The sequence below is a fragment of the Arthrobacter sp. TB 26 genome (assembly GCF_000427315.1).
GTDB lineage: Bacteria > Actinomycetota > Actinomycetes > Actinomycetales > Micrococcaceae > Arthrobacter.
Genome location: NZ_AUPJ01000475.1, coordinates 1 through 17557 on the forward strand (window position 1 = coordinate 1; position 17557 = coordinate 17557).

Here is a 17557-nt window from a genome sequence, read left to right on the forward strand (position 1 = left end):
ATCGGCCGGGCGCGGCTGGAACCCAGCTTCGTCCCGGCCGTCATCGACCACATGATCCAGGTCCCGGACGCGGCCTCGGTAGCCGCGATGCGTCATCTGCTCGACTATGCCGGTCTGCACGCCGGCCCGTCCACCGGCACCAATCTGTGGGGCGTCTGGCAACTCATCGCGGGGATGATCGCCGACGGCCGCCGCGGCAGTGTGGTGTCGCTGATGTGCGACGGCGGGGACCGCTACGCCGGTAACTACTACAGCCCGGAGTGGCTGCGGTCCCAGAACCTGGACCCCCAACCGCATGAAGCGGCCATCCGGGAATTCTTCGCCAGCGGGTTCTGGCCGCGGTAGCTGCCTAGACCTCCACGGAGTCCCCGGTCGCAAGGTGCTGGTAGTCAGTACCGTACCTGGCTCCGAACCGGGTCACATGCCCTTCCACCAGTCCGCGCCCGGTGTCATTGAGCAGGGCATCGTGGATGGGGAAGGCAATCGGCGCACGGACGCCGATCACGAAGTCAACCACCTCCCCCACCTTGTTCCAGGGTGCATGGATCGGCACCAGCAGGGTCCGGACCTCCACGCCGTCGGGCACTATGAAGGAATCGCCCGGGTGGTAGACGTTGGAGTCCACGAAGTAGCCGATATTGGCCACCACCGGAATCTGCGGGTGGATCAGCGCGTGCTGCCCGCCGAAAGTCCGGACGGAGAACCCGGCCGTTTCGAAGTCCTCGCCGGGGGTCACGGCGTGGATCCTCGGCCCGGCGTCGGGCGCCTTTTCCCGCAGTTGCGCTGCGACCCCGGCCGGCGCGAAAAGCTGCAGGGAAACGCCGCCCAGCAGCGCGGCCGCCACGGCCTCGACGTCGATATGATCGGCATGTTCGTGGGTGACCAGCACGGCATCGGCGCCGGCAAGGGCCTGATCCGTCTCCGAGAAGTTCCCCGGGTCGAAGACCAGCACTTTGCCATCCTTCTCGAGCCGGACACAGGCATGGGTGAACTTAGTCAGCAACATCCGGCCAGCCTAAGGTCCTGCCCCGGCGGTGTCCACGTGCCTGCTGGTAATCTGGGACCTTGCCACCACCCGTATCAAGACCACCAGCGAAGCGAGTTTCACGATGTCCCACGGCGCCAACGCCGACGGCGGCCGGGCAACCGTGCCAGCCCCTGCCGCGGCCAAGGAGCAGCGTGTCACCAAGCAGCGCCTCGCTGTCAGCGCCGTCCTTGACGAACTGACGGACTTCGTCAGCACCCAGGAGCTGCACCGCATCCTGCAGGACCGCGGAACCTCCGTGTCCCTCGCCACCTCGTACCGGATCCTGCAGTCCCTCGCGGATGAGGGCCTGGCGGACGTCCTCCGGAATGCCGACGGCGAGGCCGTGTACCGGCGCTGCGCCGTCACCGGCCATCATCACCATCTGCTGTGCCGCAACTGCGGCAAGGCCGTCGAAGTCGAGGCGCCCGCGGTCGAGGCCTGGGCCGCCCGGACGGCAACCGAGCACGGCTTCACCGCAGTGGAACACACCGTGGAGATCTTCGGCCTTTGCCCGGACTGCACCGCCCGCGCTGCCGGCCTCTAGCCAAAAAAGTACACCGCGGGCCGGGTTGCAGTAGCTGCAGCCCGGCCCGCGGTCGTGCGGGATTTTCGCCGGTTACTTTCTCGGCCCGGAGACCGGGGCGAAGGCCTCGTCGTCGGCGTCGTCGGCCGTGATCAGGATGTTGCCTTCCGAAATGGATTCGGAGAGCACATCGTGCTCAATGGCGGTGGCCAGCGGCTTCTGCTTGACGAAGCACATCAGCACGGCCGCGACCAGCGCCAGCGGAACCATCCAGATGAAGATGGGCGTCAGCGCGTCGTTGTAGGAGGAGATGATGGCCTCCTTGATGGGCGCCGGCAGGTCGCTGACCACTGCCGGAGTCAGTGAGTTCGATCCTCCCGGTGCGCCGCCGGTTGCCGCGGCCGGCAGGCGCTGGGCGAGCAACTCGGCCAGCCGGCTCGCAAAGAGGCTTCCCACCACGGCGGAGCCCAGGGTGGCCCCGATCTGCCGGAAGAAGTTGTTCGACGCCGTTGCGGTGCCGACTTCGCGCAGCGGGAAGGAGTTCTGCACGATGAGCACCATGATCTGCATGCTCAGGCCCAGACCGAGGCCCATCACGGCCAGGTAGGCGCAGATTTCCCAGAGCGGAGCTTCGGGCTTGAGCGTGGAGAGCAGCACGAGGGCGATGGCAACCAGCACGCCGCCCGCGATCGGCATCCACTTGTAGCGACCGGTCCTGCTGACGAGCTGGCCGGAGACCACCGAGGCCACCAGCAGGGCGCCCATCATCGGAATCATCAGCAGCCCGGATTCGGTGGCGTTGACGCTGAAAGCCATCTGGAGATAGGTGGGCAGGTAGCCGATGGCGCCGAACATGGCCACGCCGATCAGCAGGCCGGCGACAGTGGAAAGGTTGAAGTTGCGGTCCTTGAACAGGTGCAGCGGAATGATCGGCTCGGCCGTCCGGCGCTCCACCAGAACGAAGGCAACGGCGCTGAGCACCGTGCCGGCGATCAGTCCGAGGATGATCGGATCGCTCCATTCGTACTTGCCGCCGCCCCAGGTCGCGAAGAGCACGAGGCAGGTGGTCGCGATGGCGAGCAACACCATGCCGCCGAGGTCCAGGCGCGGTTTGCCGCTGTGCTTGGGTAGCTTCAGGAAGAACACGGCTCCGGCCAGCGCGAGCAGGCCCAGGGGGATGTTGATCCAGAACACCCAGCGCCACCCGGGTCCTTCGGTGAACCAGCCGCCCAGCAGCGGACCGGCGACGGAGGCGATGGCGAAGACGCCGCCCATCATGCCCATGTACTTGCCGCGTTCGCGGGCCGGTACGACGTCGGCGATGACTGCCTGCGAAAGGATCATCAGACCGCCGCCGCCGAGGCCCTGGACAACGCGGGCAATGATGAGCACACCCATGTCGTTTGCCAGGCCGCCGATGACGGACCCGATCATGAACAGGATAATGGCGGCCATCAGCAGGGATTTGCGTCCCATCAGGTCGCCGAGTTTGCCGTAGATGGGCATGGTGATGGTGGAGGCGAGAATAAAGGCGGTGATGACCCAGAGCATGTCGCTGACGCCGTGGAGTTCGCCGACGATCGTGGGCAGTGCCGTGCTGAGCACCGTCTGGTTCAGTGCTGCGAGGAGCATCGAGAGCATCAGGCCCACGAAAAGCAGCACCATGTGCTGCTTTCCCTCGGCCGGTCCCACGGCGGGGACAGCGTGCTTGGTCATGAAAGTTTCCTTAATAAATGGTGGAGCAGTGTCAATGACGGATCGAGGGTCTCCTCGGAGATTCCCTCGACGGGGTCGTAGTCAGCTGAGGAAAGATTGAAGCGGATGGGGACGCCCGCGATCATGACCAGCATGCGCGCGGCTTCCTCCGGGCCGAAGCCCTCGGCCCCGACCGACCATGCGGGATCCTGGGCCAGCAACCCGGCGATCCCCTCGGTGACCAGCCTCTCGGCCTTGACCATATAGTCCATATGGCGGCGGCCCAGGTTGGGGTACTGGGCAATCAGCAGCCGGCGCCGGGCGCGGTCAGTGCCACCGATCGCCGTCCAGGCAACGGCCATCAGCAGCCGCGACACCTGCCCCACCAGATCATCTGCCGTGACGGAGATCCCGGACAGTTTCGACGCTTCAAGGACAGGTTCACGCAACCCCACGATGGCGTCTTCCTTCACCTCGAAATAGTTGAAGAAGGTCCGTGGGGACACGCCGGCACTGGAGGCGATGGCTTCCACCGTGGTGTGGTCAACGCCGCGCTCCAGGGCCAGCGACGCGGCCGCTTCGTGAAGGGCCGCCCAGGTCTCAGCTTTTTTGCGCTCGCGAAGGGGCAGCGCGGCAGCAGAAGTCATTCGTCAATAATTGCACAACTGCAATTCATGCACAAGTGCATACTTGCACTGATGCATATTTGCAGCGGCGCCGCAGAGCCTGCTCAGGCGGCCGGCGCTTCCGTGGTCCGCAGCACCCGGCCATTGAGTCCGCGCTTGGCCCGGACCCCGCCGACCACCCGGCACACGACGTAGATCAGGAAAGACAGCGTGGTGACGTAGGGGCTGATCGGAATCCGGCCGCCGAGGGCCAGCAGGATGCCCCCGACCGTGGCCGTCATGGCGAACGCCACGCTGAGCATCACCACCAGCCGGGGCGAGGACGTCACCCGCATGGCCGCTGCCGCGGGAGTGATGAGCAGTGCCAGCACCAGCAGGGCGCCAACAATCTGGATGGAGAGGGCGACGCTGACGCCGAGCAGAAGCATGAACCCGAGGGCGAGCGCCCGGACGGGCACGCCGCGGGCCGAGGCGACATCGGGGTCCACGCTGGCGAAGGTCAGCGGACGCCAGATGGCCACCAGGGCGAGCATCACAACGACGGCGGCGACGGCCAGCACCTGGAGCTGGACGGTGCCGACCGAGACAATCTGCCCGGTGAGCAGACCGAATTTGTTGGCCGCGCGCCCCTCATAGAGGGAGAGGAACAGGATGCCCAGGCCCAATCCGAACGGCATGATGACGCCGATGATCGAGTTCTTGTCCCTGGCGCGGACGCCCAGCAGACCCAGCAGCAGGGCCGCCACGACGGATCCCACCAGGGAGCCCAGGACGATGTCCGCCCCGATGAGCAGGGCAAAGGCGGCGCCGGCAAAGGAGAGTTCGGAGATCCCATGGACGGCGAACGCCAGGTCCCGCTTCATCACGAAGGTTCCCATCAGGCCGCCGAGCAGGCCCAGTACAGCGCCTGCCCAGAGGGAGTTCTGGACCAGCACCAGCAGTTCGCCGTAGTTCTCGAAATTGAAGATTGACTTGAGCAGGGTGTCCAGGTCCACCTAGCCCACCTCCCCTGCCACTGCGTGGGCGTCCTCGTGGTGGTGCGTCGTGGCATCCGGCAATCCGACGACGATCAGCCGTCCGTTGGCGTGGATCACTTCCACATGGCTGCCGTAGAGATCGGACAGGACCTCGGTGGTCATGACTTCCGCCGGCGTTCCCACCCGGAATCGTCCGCCGGCCAGGTACAGGACGCGATCCACATAGTCCATGATCGGGTTGATCTCGTGCGTCACAAACACCACGGCACTGTCCTGGTCGTGGCACTGCTTGTTGATCAGCGCGCTGACGGCCTGCTGGTGATGGAGGTCGAGGGACAGGAGGGGTTCGTCGCAGAGCAAAACCTTAGGGTCGGCGGCAAGCGCCTGCGCTACCCGCAACCGCTGCTGCTCGCCGCCGGAGAGCTGACCCACGGGAACCTTCGCGTAATCGGCGGCCCCCACCAGGTCCAGCAGCTCATCGATTCTGCGGTTCACTTTCGCCGCGCCGAGCCGGAGCCCCCAGCGGTGGCCGTCAACGCCAAGCCCGACGAGGTCGCGGGCACGCAGCGGCGTGTCAGGGTCAAAGGACTTTTGCTGCGGGACATAGCCGATCCCCCGGCTGCCCCGCGCCACGGGCCGTCCCGCGAGCGTCGCCGAGCCGGAGCTCAACTCCTGCAGCCCAAGGAGGACTTTGAGGAACGTGGTTTTGCCACTGCCGTTGGGACCGAGGACAGCGAAGAATTCACCCGGGTTGATGTCCAGGTCCAGGCCCTCCCACAATGTCCGTTTGCCGAACGTCAGGGAGGCTCCACGGAGGCTCACTACGGGTGTCAACTTGGATTCCTCGAATTCTGCGCAAGCCGTTGGCTCGCGTTCTTTGCCTGGTCCGTCGGACCGGGCTGTCTGGCTGGCTGGCTGGGCTCTCTCCGGCGGGGGGTGTCTGCTAATCCTAGGCCAGGGCCCCGGCGATGTTGTCGACGTTCCCGGTCATCCACTGCAGGTAGGTCCTGCCCTCGGGCAGGGTCTCGCTGAAATTCACCACCGGGACCCCGGCAGCTGCCGCCGCGTCCTTGACGGCCACCGTTTGCGGGCCTTCGGTCTGCTGGTTGTAGGCCAGGAGCCTGATGCCGCCCGACCGCATGAGGTCGGTGGTGGCCTTGAGCACAGCAGGCGGCACATCCGCGTCTTCTTCGATTGCGGCGGTATATTCGCCCGGGGTCTGGTTTTCCAGGCCGGCGGCTTCGAGCAGGTAGAGCGGCACCGGCTCCGTGACGGCGACGGGCGCCGACCCGGAGGACGCCTTGATTCCGGCCAGCTTCGCGTCAAGGCCGCCGAGCGAATCCTTGAACGCCGCGGCATTACTGCGGAAAGTCCCGGCGGAGGACGGTTCAAGCTCGCCCAGCTTGGCGGCGACCGCGTCGGCCACCCGGGCCATGGCGGGCAGGCTGTACCAGACGTGCTCGTTGAAGCCGGCGGGGCTGTGGCCGTGCCCGTCGGCGGCAGCGGACGCGCCGGCAGGCTCTTCCGGGGCCAGCCCGGAGAGCTCCACGGCATTCAGGACGCTGCCGTGGTCGAGTCCCGTGTCGTCCGCGAGCTTGTGGATGAAGTCGTCATAACCACCGCCATTCTCCACCACCAGCTCGGCCTTGGAAACCGCCAGCTTGTCCTGCGTGGTGGCCTCGTAGCTGTGCGGGTCCTGGCTGGTGCGGGTGATGATGGAGGTGACCCGCACCTTGTCTCCGCCGATGGTGCCTACGATGTCGCCATAAACGCTCGTGGAGGCAACGACGTCGACAACTCCGTCGCCGGCACCCGGCGCCGGGTTCCCCGGCGTCGGCGAGCAGGCCGTCAGCAGCAGGGTGGCGCCGGCAAAGGCGGCAACGACGGCACGGGCAGCAGGACGACGCACGGGGGACCTCGGATCTGTTATTGAGAATCAGCAGCAATAGCAACAGTTCGAGTGTAGCCCTAAATGGGAATGATTCCTATTTAGGGCTACACCCCTGACGTTGCGGCTGGCAGTGTTACTGCTGGTCCTGGCCGAGCCTCCGGTAGCCGGTCGCCTGCGTGGCGTCCCGGATCTCCCCGACAAGCTGTTCGATGACGTCCTCGAGGAACAAGACGCCCTGGGTGAGGCCGTCCGGGCCGATCACGCGGGCCAGGTGCGAGCCGGTCCGCTGCATGACGGACATGGCCTTCTCAATTTCGTCGCCCATGGCGAGGTTCGCCAGGGAGCGGATGTGGCTTTCCGCGATGGGCTGGTGGTACGCGGCGTCCGGGATGGAGAGCACGTCCTTGATGTGCAGATAGCCGGAGAGCATCCCGTCGTCGTCGAGCATCGGAAAGCGGGAGAATCCGGTGCGGCTCACGGCCTTCTCGAACTCCACCGGAGTGGTGTTCGCTTTCAGCATCACCAGTTTGTCGAGCGGGACCATCACATCGGAGGCCGTGTGTTCGGAGAACTCCAGGGCTCCGGTGATGAGTCCGGCGTCGTCGTCCACGAGACCGTGGCGGGTGGATTCCTGCACGATCGACTGGACTTCCTCAAGGGTGAAGGACGACGTGACCTCGTCCTTCGGCTCGATCCGCATCAGTTTCAGGATGTGGTTCGCGGCCCAGTTGAGCGCCACGATCACCGGCTTCACCAGCCGGGCGACGAACATCAGCGGCGGAGCCAGCAACAGGGCTGCCTTGTCCGCCACGGAGACCGAAATGTTCTTCGGGACCATCTCACCGATCGTGACGTGCAGGAAGGTGACCACCAGCAGGGCGACGGCGAACGCGGCGATGTCGGCGATCTCCACCGGGATGCCCACAGCCTCCAGCGGCACGGCCATCAGGTGGTGGATTGCCGGCTCCGCCACCTGCAGGATCAGCAGCGAACACACGGTGATGCCGAGCTGCGCGCAGGCGAGCATCAACGAGACGTTTTCCATGGCGCGCAGAGTGGTCTGCGCCCGCTTTGATCCCGCCTCGGCGAGCGGCTCGATCTGGCTCCGGCGGGCCGACATGACCGCAAACTCGGCACCAACGAAGAAGGCGTTGCCGAGCAGCAGGACGACAAGCCAGAGGATTCCTGCCCAGTCGCTCATGCGGCACCGACCTGGCCGTTGGAGTGCTCGTTATGGTGCGCGCGGACGGGCTTGAAGCAGATCCGGTCGATCCTGCGTCCGTCCATGCGGGTGACAGCCAGGGTGCCGCCAACGACGTCGACGGTATCCCCCACGGAGGCAATCCGGCCCAGCTTGCTCATGACGTAACCTCCCACCGTTTCGTAGGCAGACTCATCGGGCACGGTCAGGCCCGGGATCTGTTCGGAGAGTTCATCGGGCCGCAGCAGGCCCGGGAAGTACCAGTCGCCCGAGGCGCTCTGCAGCAGCCCGGGCCGGACCTTGTCATGTTCATCGGCCACTTCCCCGACGATTTCCTCGACAAGATCCTCCAGGGTGGCGATGCCGGCGGTTCCGCCGTACTCGTCCAGGACGACGGCGAGCTGCAGGTTGCCTTCGCGCAGTTCGGCCAGCAGGGCGTCCAGGTGAATGGTTTCCGGAACCCGGAGCACATCGGTCATGATGGCGCCGGCCTCCAGCTTGGCGCGCCGGTCCGAGGGGACGGCGATGGCCTTCTTGATGTGCACCACGCCGCGGATGTCGTCCGAGGACTCCCCGATGACGGGGAACCGCGAATAGCCGGTGCGGCGTGCGGCCTCGACAATGTCGGATACCGGCTGGTCGCCGTCGATAGTCTCGACCCGGATGCGGGGCGTCATGACGTCCGCCGCTGTCCGTCCCGAGAACTTGAGCGTCCGGGCGATGAAGTTGGCGGTGCCGGCGTCGAGGGTCCCCATCGCCGCCGAGCGGCGCACGAGTGAGGCCAGCTCGGCCGGGGTCCGCGCGCCCGAAATCTCTTCCTTGGCTTCCAGCCCGAAGATATTGAGCACCTTGTTGGAGAAGCCGTTGAGCACCACGATGGCGGGTTTGAAGATCGCCGTGAAGATCAGCTGCGGACGGGCCAGGGCCTTGCCGACCTGGAAGGACAGGGCAATCGCCATGTTCTTCGGGACCAGCTCGCCGATCAGCATGGACAGGAGCGTCGCGAGGGCCATCGCCAGGACCAGAGATACGGAGGAAACCGCGGCTGCCGGCAATCCCAGCGCGGCCAACGGCCCCTCGAGCAGTTTGCCGACCGAGGGCTCCATGACGTAGCCGGTCAGCAGGGTGGTAATGGTGATGCCCAGCTGGCAGCTGGAGAGCTGCGTGGACAGGGACTTGAGGCATTTGAGCAGGGGTGCGGCGGCGGTATCGCCGTCGTCCACGGCCCGCTGGACCGAGGCCTGGTCCAGGGCAACGAGGGAGAATTCAACGGCTACGAAGAAGCCGGTTCCGAGGATGAGCAGCAGGCCTGCTCCGAGAAGTAGCCACTCCATTTAGCGGCCTGCTTCCGGGGCGGCGCGGCGGCTGCCCGGCGGAGGATGGTCAGACGAGGCCGACCCTGTTTCCTGGAAGGCTCCGGTTTTCTGATAGGCACCTGGCTGGCGTGCCGCCGGAGAATGATGGGCGCGTGAACGGGGTTTGCCGGCTCTTCGGGTGGACTGCGCGGGAAGGATTTCCATCCCCCGCTGACAGCCCCCAGGCCGGCACCTAGATTTACTGTCCATAAGAGTTTCAGTCTACAGGAGCAGCGGCGGCCGCTTCCGCCGGCGGCGCGGGCTACCAGCTCTGCGGGACCGGGCGGCCTTCCTCGTAGCCGGCCGCGGACTGGATCCCGGCCACGGCACGTTCCCGGAACGAGGCAAGATCCGCAGCGCCGGCGTAGCTCATCGAGCTGCGCAGCCCGGCGGTGATCATGTCCAGCAGATCCTCGACGCCGGGGCGCGCCGGATCGATGAACATCCGGGACGTGGAGATCCCTTCCTCGAAGAGGGCCTTGCGGTCCTTTTCGAAGGCGCCTTCGCGCTGGTTGCGGTTCTGCACGGCCCGGGCGGAGGCCATGCCGAAGCTTTCCTTGAAGTGCCGCCCGCCGGCGTCCTGCTGCAGGTCCCCGGGGCTCTCGTGCGTGCCGGCGAACCAGGAACCGATCATGACCTGGCTGGCTCCGGCAGCCAGGGCAAGCGCCACATCGCGCGGGTAGCGGACGCCGCCGGCAGCCCGTGCGGCGGCCGAGCACTCCAGCACGGCGGAGAACTGCGGCCGGCCCACGGCCGTCATCATGCGCGTGGTGCACATGGCACCGGGTCCCACCCCGACCTTGACGATGTCGGCCCCGGCCTGGATGAGTTCGCGGGTCGCCTCCGCCGTGACCACGTTGCCGGCCACCACGGGCACGCCGGGGTTGAGGCCTTTCACGGCGGCCAGGGCATCGAACATCTTCTGCTGGTGGCCGTGCGCGGTGTCGAGGACCAGCACGTTGACGCCGGCGGCGAGAAGTTCCGCGGCACGCCCGGCGACGTCCCCGTTGATCCCGACGGCGGCCGCCACTTTGAGCCTGCCGGCGGTGTCCAGCGAGGGCCGGTACAGGGTCGAGCGCAGGGCGCCCTTGCGGGTGAGGACACCGGCCAGGACTCCGTCGCGCTGCACGGGCGTGAAGTCGGTCCCCGCAGCGTCCATCGCCTCAAAGGCCCGGCGCAGGCCGGCGACTGATCCGGTGCCCGATCCTGTGCTGCTGGCGCGCGCGTCCGCCAGCAGTTCCGCGTCCAGCACCAGCGGCTGGACGCGCATCACCGAGGCGAGGGAAGCGAAACGGTCCTGGCCTTCGCAGTCGGCGGCCCGGACGATGCCGGCCACGGCGCCGGCGTCGTCCACGACCATGATGGCCCCGTGTGGACGCTTGCCCATCAGGTGCAGGGCATCAATGACGGTGCTGGCCGGCGAGAGCGTGACCGGTGTTTCCAGGACGGGGTGGCGGGTCTTGATCCAGGCCGTCACGTCGCGGATCACGTCGAGCGGGACGTCCTGCGGCAAGACCGCCAGTCCGCCGCGCCGGGCCATGGTCTCGGCCATGCGCTTGCCGGTCACCGCCGTCATGTTGGCAGCGACCAGGGGAATCGCGGAGCCCGTCCCGTCGTCGGCCGCCAGGTCCACATCCAGCCGGGAGGTGACGTCGGATCGGGACGGTACGAGGAAGAGGTCCGAATAGGTCAGGTCGGTGGTGGGCTCGGTCAGGAAACGCACGGCTGCTCCTTAAATAGGCACTCCGGTGCTCAACAGGTTCTCCGTGCGATTCTAGCGAGGCTTTCCATGGGCCGCGGACCCGCCCGGCCGTTGACCCCGGCAGCCTCCCGTCGCCGTTCGGCGNCGGCCGCTCCGGCTGCTGCTCGAATGGCCTCCGAAGGACCGGATCGGGTGCCGCGCCGGCGCGTTGAGGCGACTTGATGATTTGAGTCACCCTTATTGGCGGTTTAGCAAGAATCGTCACTAGACTGGCATGGGTCTGGGTTCACTGGACGCGGAGACTGGTTCAATCGTCGTGCTGAGGCACCGTGAAACCAGTGGGAATCAAACTCATGGAAGAGGCGTAATTCAAGTGCCAGAGCAGCCTAGCCACCGTCTACCAGAGGAATTTGGCGGAAACGAGTGGCTCGTTGACGAACTGTACGAGCGTTATCAGCAGGACAAGAACACGGTGGACGCGAAGTGGTGGCCCTTGTTCGAATCCTTTGACGCCGGAGACAGTTCCTCCACCAACGGAGCCTCAGGCGCAGCGGCAGTTGCGCGCCCCGCCACCCGCGAACTTCCTGTTGTAGCTCCGGTTGCCGCGGCGGCAGCGCAGCCGCCCGCGCCCGCTCCGGCTGCAGCGCCCGCACCTGCCGCAGCTCCTGCTGCCGCGAAGAAGGCCCCGGCCACCGTTGCCCGCGACGGCTCCAAGACCTCGGAAGCCGGTCCCGGCACCACGCCGATCCCGGCCCAGCTGCCCAAGAACATCAAGGCGCCGACGGCCCCTGAGGAAGACGTCGTATCCGTCCTCCGCGGCCCGGCCAAGGCCATCGCCACCAACATGATCACCAGCCTGGAGGTGCCTACCGCCACCAGCGTGCGGGCGATCCCTGCAAAGCTCCTGATCGACAACCGTGTGGTCATCAACTCCAACCTCGCCCGCGCCCGCGGCGGCAAGGTTTCCTTTACGCACCTGATCGGCTACGCCGTCATCCGCGCTCTGGCCCAGTTCCCCTCGATGAACGTGTACTACGACGAGGTCGACGGCAAGCCTGTCGCAGTCCAGCCGGCGCACGTGAACTTCGGCATCGCCATCGACATGCCCAAGCCCGACGGCACCCGTCTGCTCATGGTGCCGAACATCAAGAAGGCGGAGACCCTCAACTTCTCCGAGTTCTGGCACACCTATGAGGACCTGATCAAGCGTGCCCGTGCCGGCAAGCTGACCGCTGACGACCACTCCGGCACGACGGTGTCGCTCACCAACCCGGGCGGCATCGGAACCGTACACTCGGTGCCGCGCCTGTCCAAGGGCCAGGCCGCCATCATCGGCGTCGGCGCACTGGACTACCCGGCGGAATTCCAGGGGGCCAGCGCGAAGATCATCGCGCAGAATGCCATCAGCAAGGTCCTCACGCTGACGTCCACGTACGATCACCGCGTCATCCAGGGTGCCGGCAGCGGCGAGTTCCTGAAGCTCGTGCACCAGCTCCTGCTCGGCGCGCAGAACTTCTACGACGAGATCTTCGAGTCCCTGCGCATCCCGTACGAGCCCGTGCGCTGGAGCCCGGACCTGCAGGTGGACCCGGCCGACGAAATCAACAAGGTCGCCCGGATCCAGCAGCTCATCCACGCCTACCGTGTCCGCGGCCACCTGATGGCAGACACCGATCCGCTGGAATACGTCCAGCGCAAGCACCCGGACCTCGATGTCCTGACGTACGGCCTCACGCTGTGGGACCTGGACCGCGAATGGCCCACCGGCGGCTTTGGCGGCAAGCCGATGCTCGCCTTCCGTGACATCCTCGGCGTGCTCCGCGATGCCTACTGCCGCACCGCGGGTATCGAATACATGCACATCCAGGACCCGGCGGAGCGCAAGTGGTTCCAGGACCAGATCGAGCACCCGTACTCCAAGCCGAGCCGTGACGAGCAGCTGCGCATCGTTTCCAAGCTCAACGCCGCCGAGGCCTTCGAGACCTTCCTGCAGACGAAGTTCGTCGGCCAGAAGCGCTTCTCGCTCGAGGGCGGCGAATCCCTGATCCCGCTGCTGGACGCCATCATCTCCAACGCGGCCGACGACGAGCTCGACGAAGTGGCGATCGGCATGGCCCACCGCGGCCGGCTCAACGTCCTCACGAACATCGCCGGCAAGACCTATGCCCAGGTCTTCCGCGAATTCGAAGGCACCCAGGACCCGCGCTCGGTACAGGGCTCCGGTGACGTGAAGTACCACCTCGGCACCGAGGGCACCTTCACCTCGGACAACGGCAAGGAGACCAAGGTCTACCTCGCCGCCAACCCGTCCCACCTCGAGGCCGTGGACTCCGTCCTCGAAGGCATCGTCCGCGCCAAGCAGGACCGCCTGGACCAGGGCGAATCCTTCCCCGTGCTGCCGATCATGGTGCACGGCGACGCCGCTTTCGCCGGCCAGGGTGTTGTCGCGGAAACGCTCAACCTCTCCCAGCTGCGCGGCTACCGCACCGGCGGCACCATCCACATCGTGGTCAACAACCAGGTCGGCTTCACCACCGCCCCGTCGTCGTCACGTTCGTCCACCTACTCCACGGACGTCGCCAAGATGATCCAGGCGCCGGTGTTCCACGTGAACGGCGATGACCCGGAGGCCGTGGTCCGCATCGGGCAGCTCGCCTACGACTTCCGCCAGCGGTTCCACAAGGACGTTGTCATCGACATGGTCTGCTACCGCCGCCGCGGCCACAACGAGGGCGACGACCCTTCGATGACCCAGCCGCTGATGTACAACCTGATCGAAGCCAAGCGTTCGGTCCGCAAGCTGTACACCGAATCCCTGATCGGCCGCGGTGACATCACCGAGGAAGAAGCCGAACAGCTGCTGCGCGACTACCAGGAACGGCTGGAGCGGGTCTTCGCCGAAACCCATGCCGCGCAGACCTCCCCGATCCCCATCATCACGGCGGATTCCGCCGCGGTCTCGGACCTGGAGCGCCCGCTCGCCCAGCAGACCGACCTGGGTGTCAGCGCCCCGGCGTCGACGGCGATTTCCGCCGGGACACTGGCACGCATCGGCAAGGCCCACACCGACATCCCCGAGGGCTTCACGGTCCACGCCAAGCTCAAGCAGCTGCTGGAAAAGCGTGAAGTGATGTCCCGTGAAGGCGGCATCGACTGGGGCTTCGGCGAGCTTGCCGCGTTCGGCTCGCTCATCATGGAAGGTGTTCCCGTCCGGCTTGCCGGCCAGGACTCGCGCCGCGGCACCTTCGTGCAGCGGCACGCAGTCTTCCACGACCGCGCCAACGGCGATGAGTGGCTGCCCCTGGCACACCTCTCCGATGACCAGGCCAAGCTGTGGATCTACGATTCCCTGCTGTCGGAATACGCGGCCATGGGCTTTGAGTACGGCTACTCGGTGGAGCGCCCGGATGCCCTCGTGCTCTGGGAAGCGCAGTTCGGTGACTTCGTCAACGGCGCGCAGACCATCATCGACGAGTTCATCTCATCGGCCGAGCAGAAGTGGGGCCAGCGCTCCTCGCTCGTGCTCATGCTGCCGCACGGCTACGAAGGCCAGGGGCCGGACCACTCCTCCGCCCGGATCGAGCGCTTCCTGCAGATGTGCGCCGAAGAGAACATGATCGTGGCCAACCCCACGACGTCGGCATCGCACTTCCACCTGCTGCGCCGGCAGGCGTACAGCCGGCCGCGCAAGCCGCTGATCATCTTCACGCCGAAGCAGCTGCTCCGCCTCAAGGCCGCAGCGTCTTCCGTGGAGGATTTCACCACCGGCACCTTCCGGCCCGTCATCCCCGAGCACGAGCAGCTGCAGGGGGACGCCGTCGAGCGTGTCCTGCTGGTGTCAGGCCGCCTGTACTACGATCTGCTGTCCACCCGGCAGAAGACCGGAGACAAGACCACGGCGATCGTCCGGGTCGAGCAGCTTTACCCGCTGCCGGCCGCCGAGATTGCCGCTGAGCTTGCCAAGTACCCGAACGCCGAAGTTGTGTGGGCGCAGGACGAACCCGCCAACCAGGGCCCGTGGCCGTTCATTGGCCTCAACCTTCCGGACGCACTGGACCGCCGGGTCCGCCTCGTTTCCCGTCCCGCCTCGGCTTCCACCGCGGCAGGATCGATGAAGCGCCACGCGGCCGAGCAGGACGCGCTGCTCAAGCAGGCATTCGCACGTAAGTAAGGTCAACGCAGCCCGGCCGGAGATGGAAACACGCAACTCCGGCCGGGCACCGTTGTTTAACCGGCTTTGTTCCCCACCGTCGTTGATGGTCCCGGGGAACGGTTTAATGGACACCCTGGAGTGAAGAGGTAGTCGTGGAAGATCGAAAGCTGCGGATCGCAGCCGTGGGCGATGAAATGCTGGCCGGCCTGGGTGATCCCCGCGCCCTGGGCTGGCTGGGCCGGGTCCTGGCGCGCACGCCGCAGGACGGCCTGTCCCTGGAGTGCTATTCGCTCCCCTGCCCGGAGGAAGGCACGGAGGGTCTCGCGGCCCGCTGGCTCGAGGAAGCCGGCCGGCGCTTCAATGACCACTCCGAGAACCGGCTGGTGATCGGCCTCTCCGGCCGCGATATCGAGTTTGGACTCTCCACTGCCCGCAGCCGGCTCAACCTCGCCAACATCCTCGACTCCGCGTCGCAGAACAAGATCGAGGTGTTCGTCGTGGGCCCGCCGCCGACCCTCGACCCCACCCAGAACCGCCGGCTCGGCGAGCTGAACACGGCCTTCGCTGACGTCACCACCCGGCGCAAACACCTCTACGTCGACACCTTCTCGCCGCTGCTGAACCACGAGCAGTGGCGCCAGGACCTGGCAGCCAACGGCGGCACCCCCGGCCAGGCCGGCTATGGACTGATGGCGTGGCTCGTGCTGCACCGCGGCTGGTTCCAGTGGCTGGGGATGGACGCCCCGGAATAGACGGGCCGAGCCTCCGGCGCCCGGGACTTACGCGATATATCTTGACCGTGCAAATTCGGCGATATATCGTGACTTCATAGTCACGATATATCGCATCCCATCGCACAAAGTATCGCCCTCCTGGAGGAGCCATGTCAGAGAACTACATGACAGAGAATAACTGGACCGTCACCGGCCCGCAGACGATCGACGTCGACGGCGTCACCTCGCTCAAACTCGGCATCGTCCGGGGCCGCTTCGACATCGTCACCCATGATGAGGCCGTCGCCCGGATCGAAGTGTCCGAGGTCCACGGCGACCCGCTGGCGATCAGCCTGGTCAACGGACGCCTGGAGGTCCGGCACCAGCTGCACGGGCCGCAGGGCTGGTTCAAGAACCTGATGGACACCGTCATCAACACCAGCAACAACTCGGTGGTCATCAGCATCGCCCTCCCGGCAGGCGTCGAGGTCGAGGCAGGCACCGTCAGTGGCGACGGTATGGTGTCCGGAATCAGCGGGCACACCCGGCTCAACACCGTCTCGGGTTCCGTCCTGGCTGACGGCACCTCCGGAGATCTCTCCGTCAACACCGTCAGCGGCGAGGTGATTGCCCGCAACCACCACGGCGTGCTAACGGCGAAGAGCGTTTCAGGCGAGGTCACGGCCTCTGGCGATTTCAGCCACATCCGTGCCAACACGGTGAGCGGAGACCTGAGCTTCGACCTGCAGGGCTTCACCCAGGACTTCGGCGCCAATTCAGTGTCGGGCGACGTGACCATCCGCCTGCCGCACGACGTCGGTGTGGACATCATCGCGAAGTCCGCCAGCGGCGCCGTCGTCATTGGCGACACGAAATACGTTCAGCCCGGCGGATCCGTGCAGACCATCGCCGGACCCGATACCCAGCTCATGCTGGTCCGCACCAACTCCGTCTCGGGAAAAACGTCGATCTTCCACCGCCCGCCAACTGCGGACAACGAAACGGAACGCTGATGCCTCCGGTCTTCGCCCACGGGGCGCTGAGGCTCTATCTGCTCGCGCTGCTGGAGTCGGGTCCGAAGCACGGCTATGAACTCATCAAGGCGCTGAGCGAACGCTTCGGCGGCACCTACTCCCCCAGCGCCGGAACCATCTATCCGCGGCTCGCGAAGCTCGAGGAGGAAGGGCTCGTGGCCACCCAGACCGAGGGACGCCGGACCTACTACAGCATCACCCCGGCCGGACTCGTGGAGCTGAACAGCCGGCGGGACGAACTGGCCGGGGTGGAGAATGACATCTCCGCGTCGGTCCGGCGCCTCGCCGACAACCTGCGGCAGGACATCAGGACCAACATGCGGGGCCTTCGGGCGGACCTGGCCGCAACGGCCGAGGCCGCGCGCTCCTCGGCGCGTGCGGCCGGCTCAACTGTGGCCTCGCTGGCAGGCCAGCGCTACTCGCAGGAGGGCGACAACCGGCTGCGGGAGGCGGAGATGCTGGTGCAGGCCTTCCGCGACGACATCCGTGTGGAACTGCGGCGCCACGGCGGCCGGCGCCCCATCACTCCCGTGACGCTGGAGACGGTCAAGACCGTGCTGGACCAGGCACGGATCTCCATCCGGAATTCGCTGGACTGATTCACCCCTGCGATTCACACTGTGATTCACCCGCTGTGATTCACCCGCTGTGATTCACCCG

At 66.3% G+C, this 17557-nt stretch carries 14 protein-coding genes and 1 pseudogene; 6 read left to right on the plus strand and 9 right to left on the minus strand.

Features of this window, described 5'->3' with window-relative positions:
* Positions 1 to 345, plus strand: a pseudogene (locus K789_RS0118225) (PLP-dependent cysteine synthase family protein); the annotation flags it as partial.
* A gap of 4 nt (positions 346 to 349) precedes the next feature.
* On the opposite strand, the gene K789_RS0118230 reads toward K789_RS0118225, so the two are convergent.
* Positions 350 to 1006, minus strand: coding sequence for an MBL fold metallo-hydrolase (locus K789_RS0118230; RefSeq protein ID WP_024368005.1), 657 nt, complete (start codon positions 1004 to 1006; stop codon positions 350 to 352).
* A 103-nt stretch (positions 1007 to 1109) separates the two neighbouring features.
* Here K789_RS0118230 and K789_RS0118235 point away from each other — a divergent pair, with 103 nt between their 5' ends.
* Positions 1110 to 1571 (plus strand): Fur family transcriptional regulator, encoded by a 462-nt coding sequence (locus K789_RS0118235; RefSeq protein WP_024368006.1) that lies wholly within the window; start codon positions 1110 to 1112, stop codon positions 1569 to 1571.
* A 72-nt stretch (positions 1572 to 1643) separates the two neighbouring features.
* On the opposite strand, the gene K789_RS0118240 is transcribed toward K789_RS0118235, so the two are convergent.
* From K789_RS0118240 to K789_RS0118275, 8 genes are all read right to left on the minus strand, one after another.
* A complete protein-coding gene (locus tag K789_RS0118240) occupies positions 1644 to 3266 on the minus strand; it encodes an MDR family MFS transporter (protein ID WP_024368007.1) in 1623 nt (540 codons plus the stop codon).
* The gene (locus K789_RS0118245; protein ID WP_024368008.1) at positions 3263 to 3892 is read right to left on the minus strand and encodes a TetR/AcrR family transcriptional regulator; all 630 of its coding nucleotides are present in this window, start codon (positions 3890 to 3892) and stop codon (positions 3263 to 3265) included. The genes K789_RS0118240 and K789_RS0118245 overlap by 4 nt, the downstream gene beginning before the upstream one ends.
* Before the next feature lie 83 nt (positions 3893 to 3975).
* The gene (locus K789_RS0118250) at positions 3976 to 4866 is read right to left on the minus strand and encodes a metal ABC transporter permease (RefSeq protein ID WP_024368009.1); all 891 of its coding nucleotides are present in this window, start codon (positions 4864 to 4866) and stop codon (positions 3976 to 3978) included.
* The gene (locus tag K789_RS0118255) at positions 4867 to 5682 is read right to left on the minus strand and encodes a metal ABC transporter ATP-binding protein (RefSeq protein ID WP_024368010.1); all 816 of its coding nucleotides are present in this window, start codon (positions 5680 to 5682) and stop codon (positions 4867 to 4869) included.
* Between the two features lie 115 nt (positions 5683 to 5797).
* The gene (locus K789_RS0118260; protein ID WP_024368011.1) at positions 5798 to 6757 is read right to left on the minus strand and encodes a metal ABC transporter solute-binding protein, Zn/Mn family; all 960 of its coding nucleotides are present in this window, start codon (positions 6755 to 6757) and stop codon (positions 5798 to 5800) included.
* 115 nt (positions 6758 to 6872) lie between these two features.
* Complete coding sequence (locus K789_RS0118265; protein ID WP_024368012.1) at positions 6873 to 7940, minus strand: hemolysin family protein; 1068 nt, start codon at positions 7938 to 7940, stop codon at positions 6873 to 6875.
* Positions 7937 to 9274 carry a hemolysin family protein gene (locus K789_RS0118270; RefSeq protein ID WP_024368013.1) on the minus strand — a complete coding sequence of 446 codons (1338 nt, stop codon included), beginning with the start codon at positions 9272 to 9274 and terminating at the stop codon, positions 7937 to 7939. Before K789_RS0118270 ends, K789_RS0118265 begins: the two co-directional genes overlap by 4 nt.
* Positions 9275 to 9557: 283 nt before the next feature.
* Positions 9558 to 11018 (minus strand): GuaB1 family IMP dehydrogenase-related protein, encoded by a 1461-nt coding sequence (locus K789_RS0118275; protein ID WP_024368014.1) that lies wholly within the window; start codon positions 11016 to 11018, stop codon positions 9558 to 9560.
* Between the two features lie 352 nt (positions 11019 to 11370).
* On the opposite strand from K789_RS0118275, the gene K789_RS0118280 reads away from it, so the two are divergent.
* The 4 genes from K789_RS0118280 (at position 11371) to K789_RS0118295 (ending at position 17496) form a co-directional block, all read left to right on the plus strand.
* Complete coding sequence (locus tag K789_RS0118280; RefSeq protein WP_024368015.1) at positions 11371 to 15168, plus strand: multifunctional oxoglutarate decarboxylase/oxoglutarate dehydrogenase thiamine pyrophosphate-binding subunit/dihydrolipoyllysine-residue succinyltransferase subunit; 3798 nt, start codon at positions 11371 to 11373, stop codon at positions 15166 to 15168.
* Positions 15169 to 15302: 134 nt separating this feature from the next.
* Positions 15303 to 15902, plus strand: a complete 600-nt coding sequence (locus tag K789_RS0118285; protein WP_024368016.1) for a GDSL-type esterase/lipase family protein — start codon at positions 15303 to 15305, stop codon at positions 15900 to 15902.
* A 146-nt stretch (positions 15903 to 16048) separates the two neighbouring features.
* A complete protein-coding gene (locus K789_RS0118290) occupies positions 16049 to 16876 on the plus strand; it encodes a DUF4097 family beta strand repeat-containing protein (protein ID WP_024368017.1) in 828 nt (275 codons plus the stop codon).
* Positions 16876 to 17496 (plus strand): PadR family transcriptional regulator, encoded by a 621-nt coding sequence (locus K789_RS0118295; RefSeq protein ID WP_024368018.1) that lies wholly within the window; start codon positions 16876 to 16878, stop codon positions 17494 to 17496. The genes K789_RS0118290 and K789_RS0118295 overlap by 1 nt, the downstream gene beginning before the upstream one ends.
* Positions 17497 to 17557: the final 61 nt, after the last annotated feature.

Coding starts and splice junctions, on each gene's coding strand:
- K789_RS0118265 (WP_024368012.1), bottom strand. CDS start 7,940: ATGAGCGACTGGGCAGGAATCCTCTGGCTTGTCGTCCTGCTGCTCGGC.
- K789_RS0118290 (WP_024368017.1), top strand. CDS start 16,049: ATGACAGAGAATAACTGGACCGTCACCGGCCCGCAGACGATCGACGTC.
- K789_RS0118270 (WP_024368013.1), bottom strand. CDS start 9,274: ATGGAGTGGCTACTTCTCGGAGCAGGCCTGCTGCTCATCCTCGGAACC.
- K789_RS0118235 (WP_024368006.1), top strand. CDS start 1,110: ATGTCCCACGGCGCCAACGCCGACGGCGGCCGGGCAACCGTGCCAGCC.
- K789_RS0118245 (WP_024368008.1), bottom strand. CDS start 3,892: ATGACTTCTGCTGCCGCGCTGCCCCTTCGCGAGCGCAAAAAAGCTGAG.
- K789_RS0118230 (WP_024368005.1), bottom strand. CDS start 1,006: ATGTTGCTGACTAAGTTCACCCATGCCTGTGTCCGGCTCGAGAAGGAT.
- K789_RS0118295 (WP_024368018.1), top strand. CDS start 16,876: ATGCCTCCGGTCTTCGCCCACGGGGCGCTGAGGCTCTATCTGCTCGCG.
- K789_RS0118240 (WP_024368007.1), bottom strand. CDS start 3,266: ATGACCAAGCACGCTGTCCCCGCCGTGGGACCGGCCGAGGGAAAGCAG.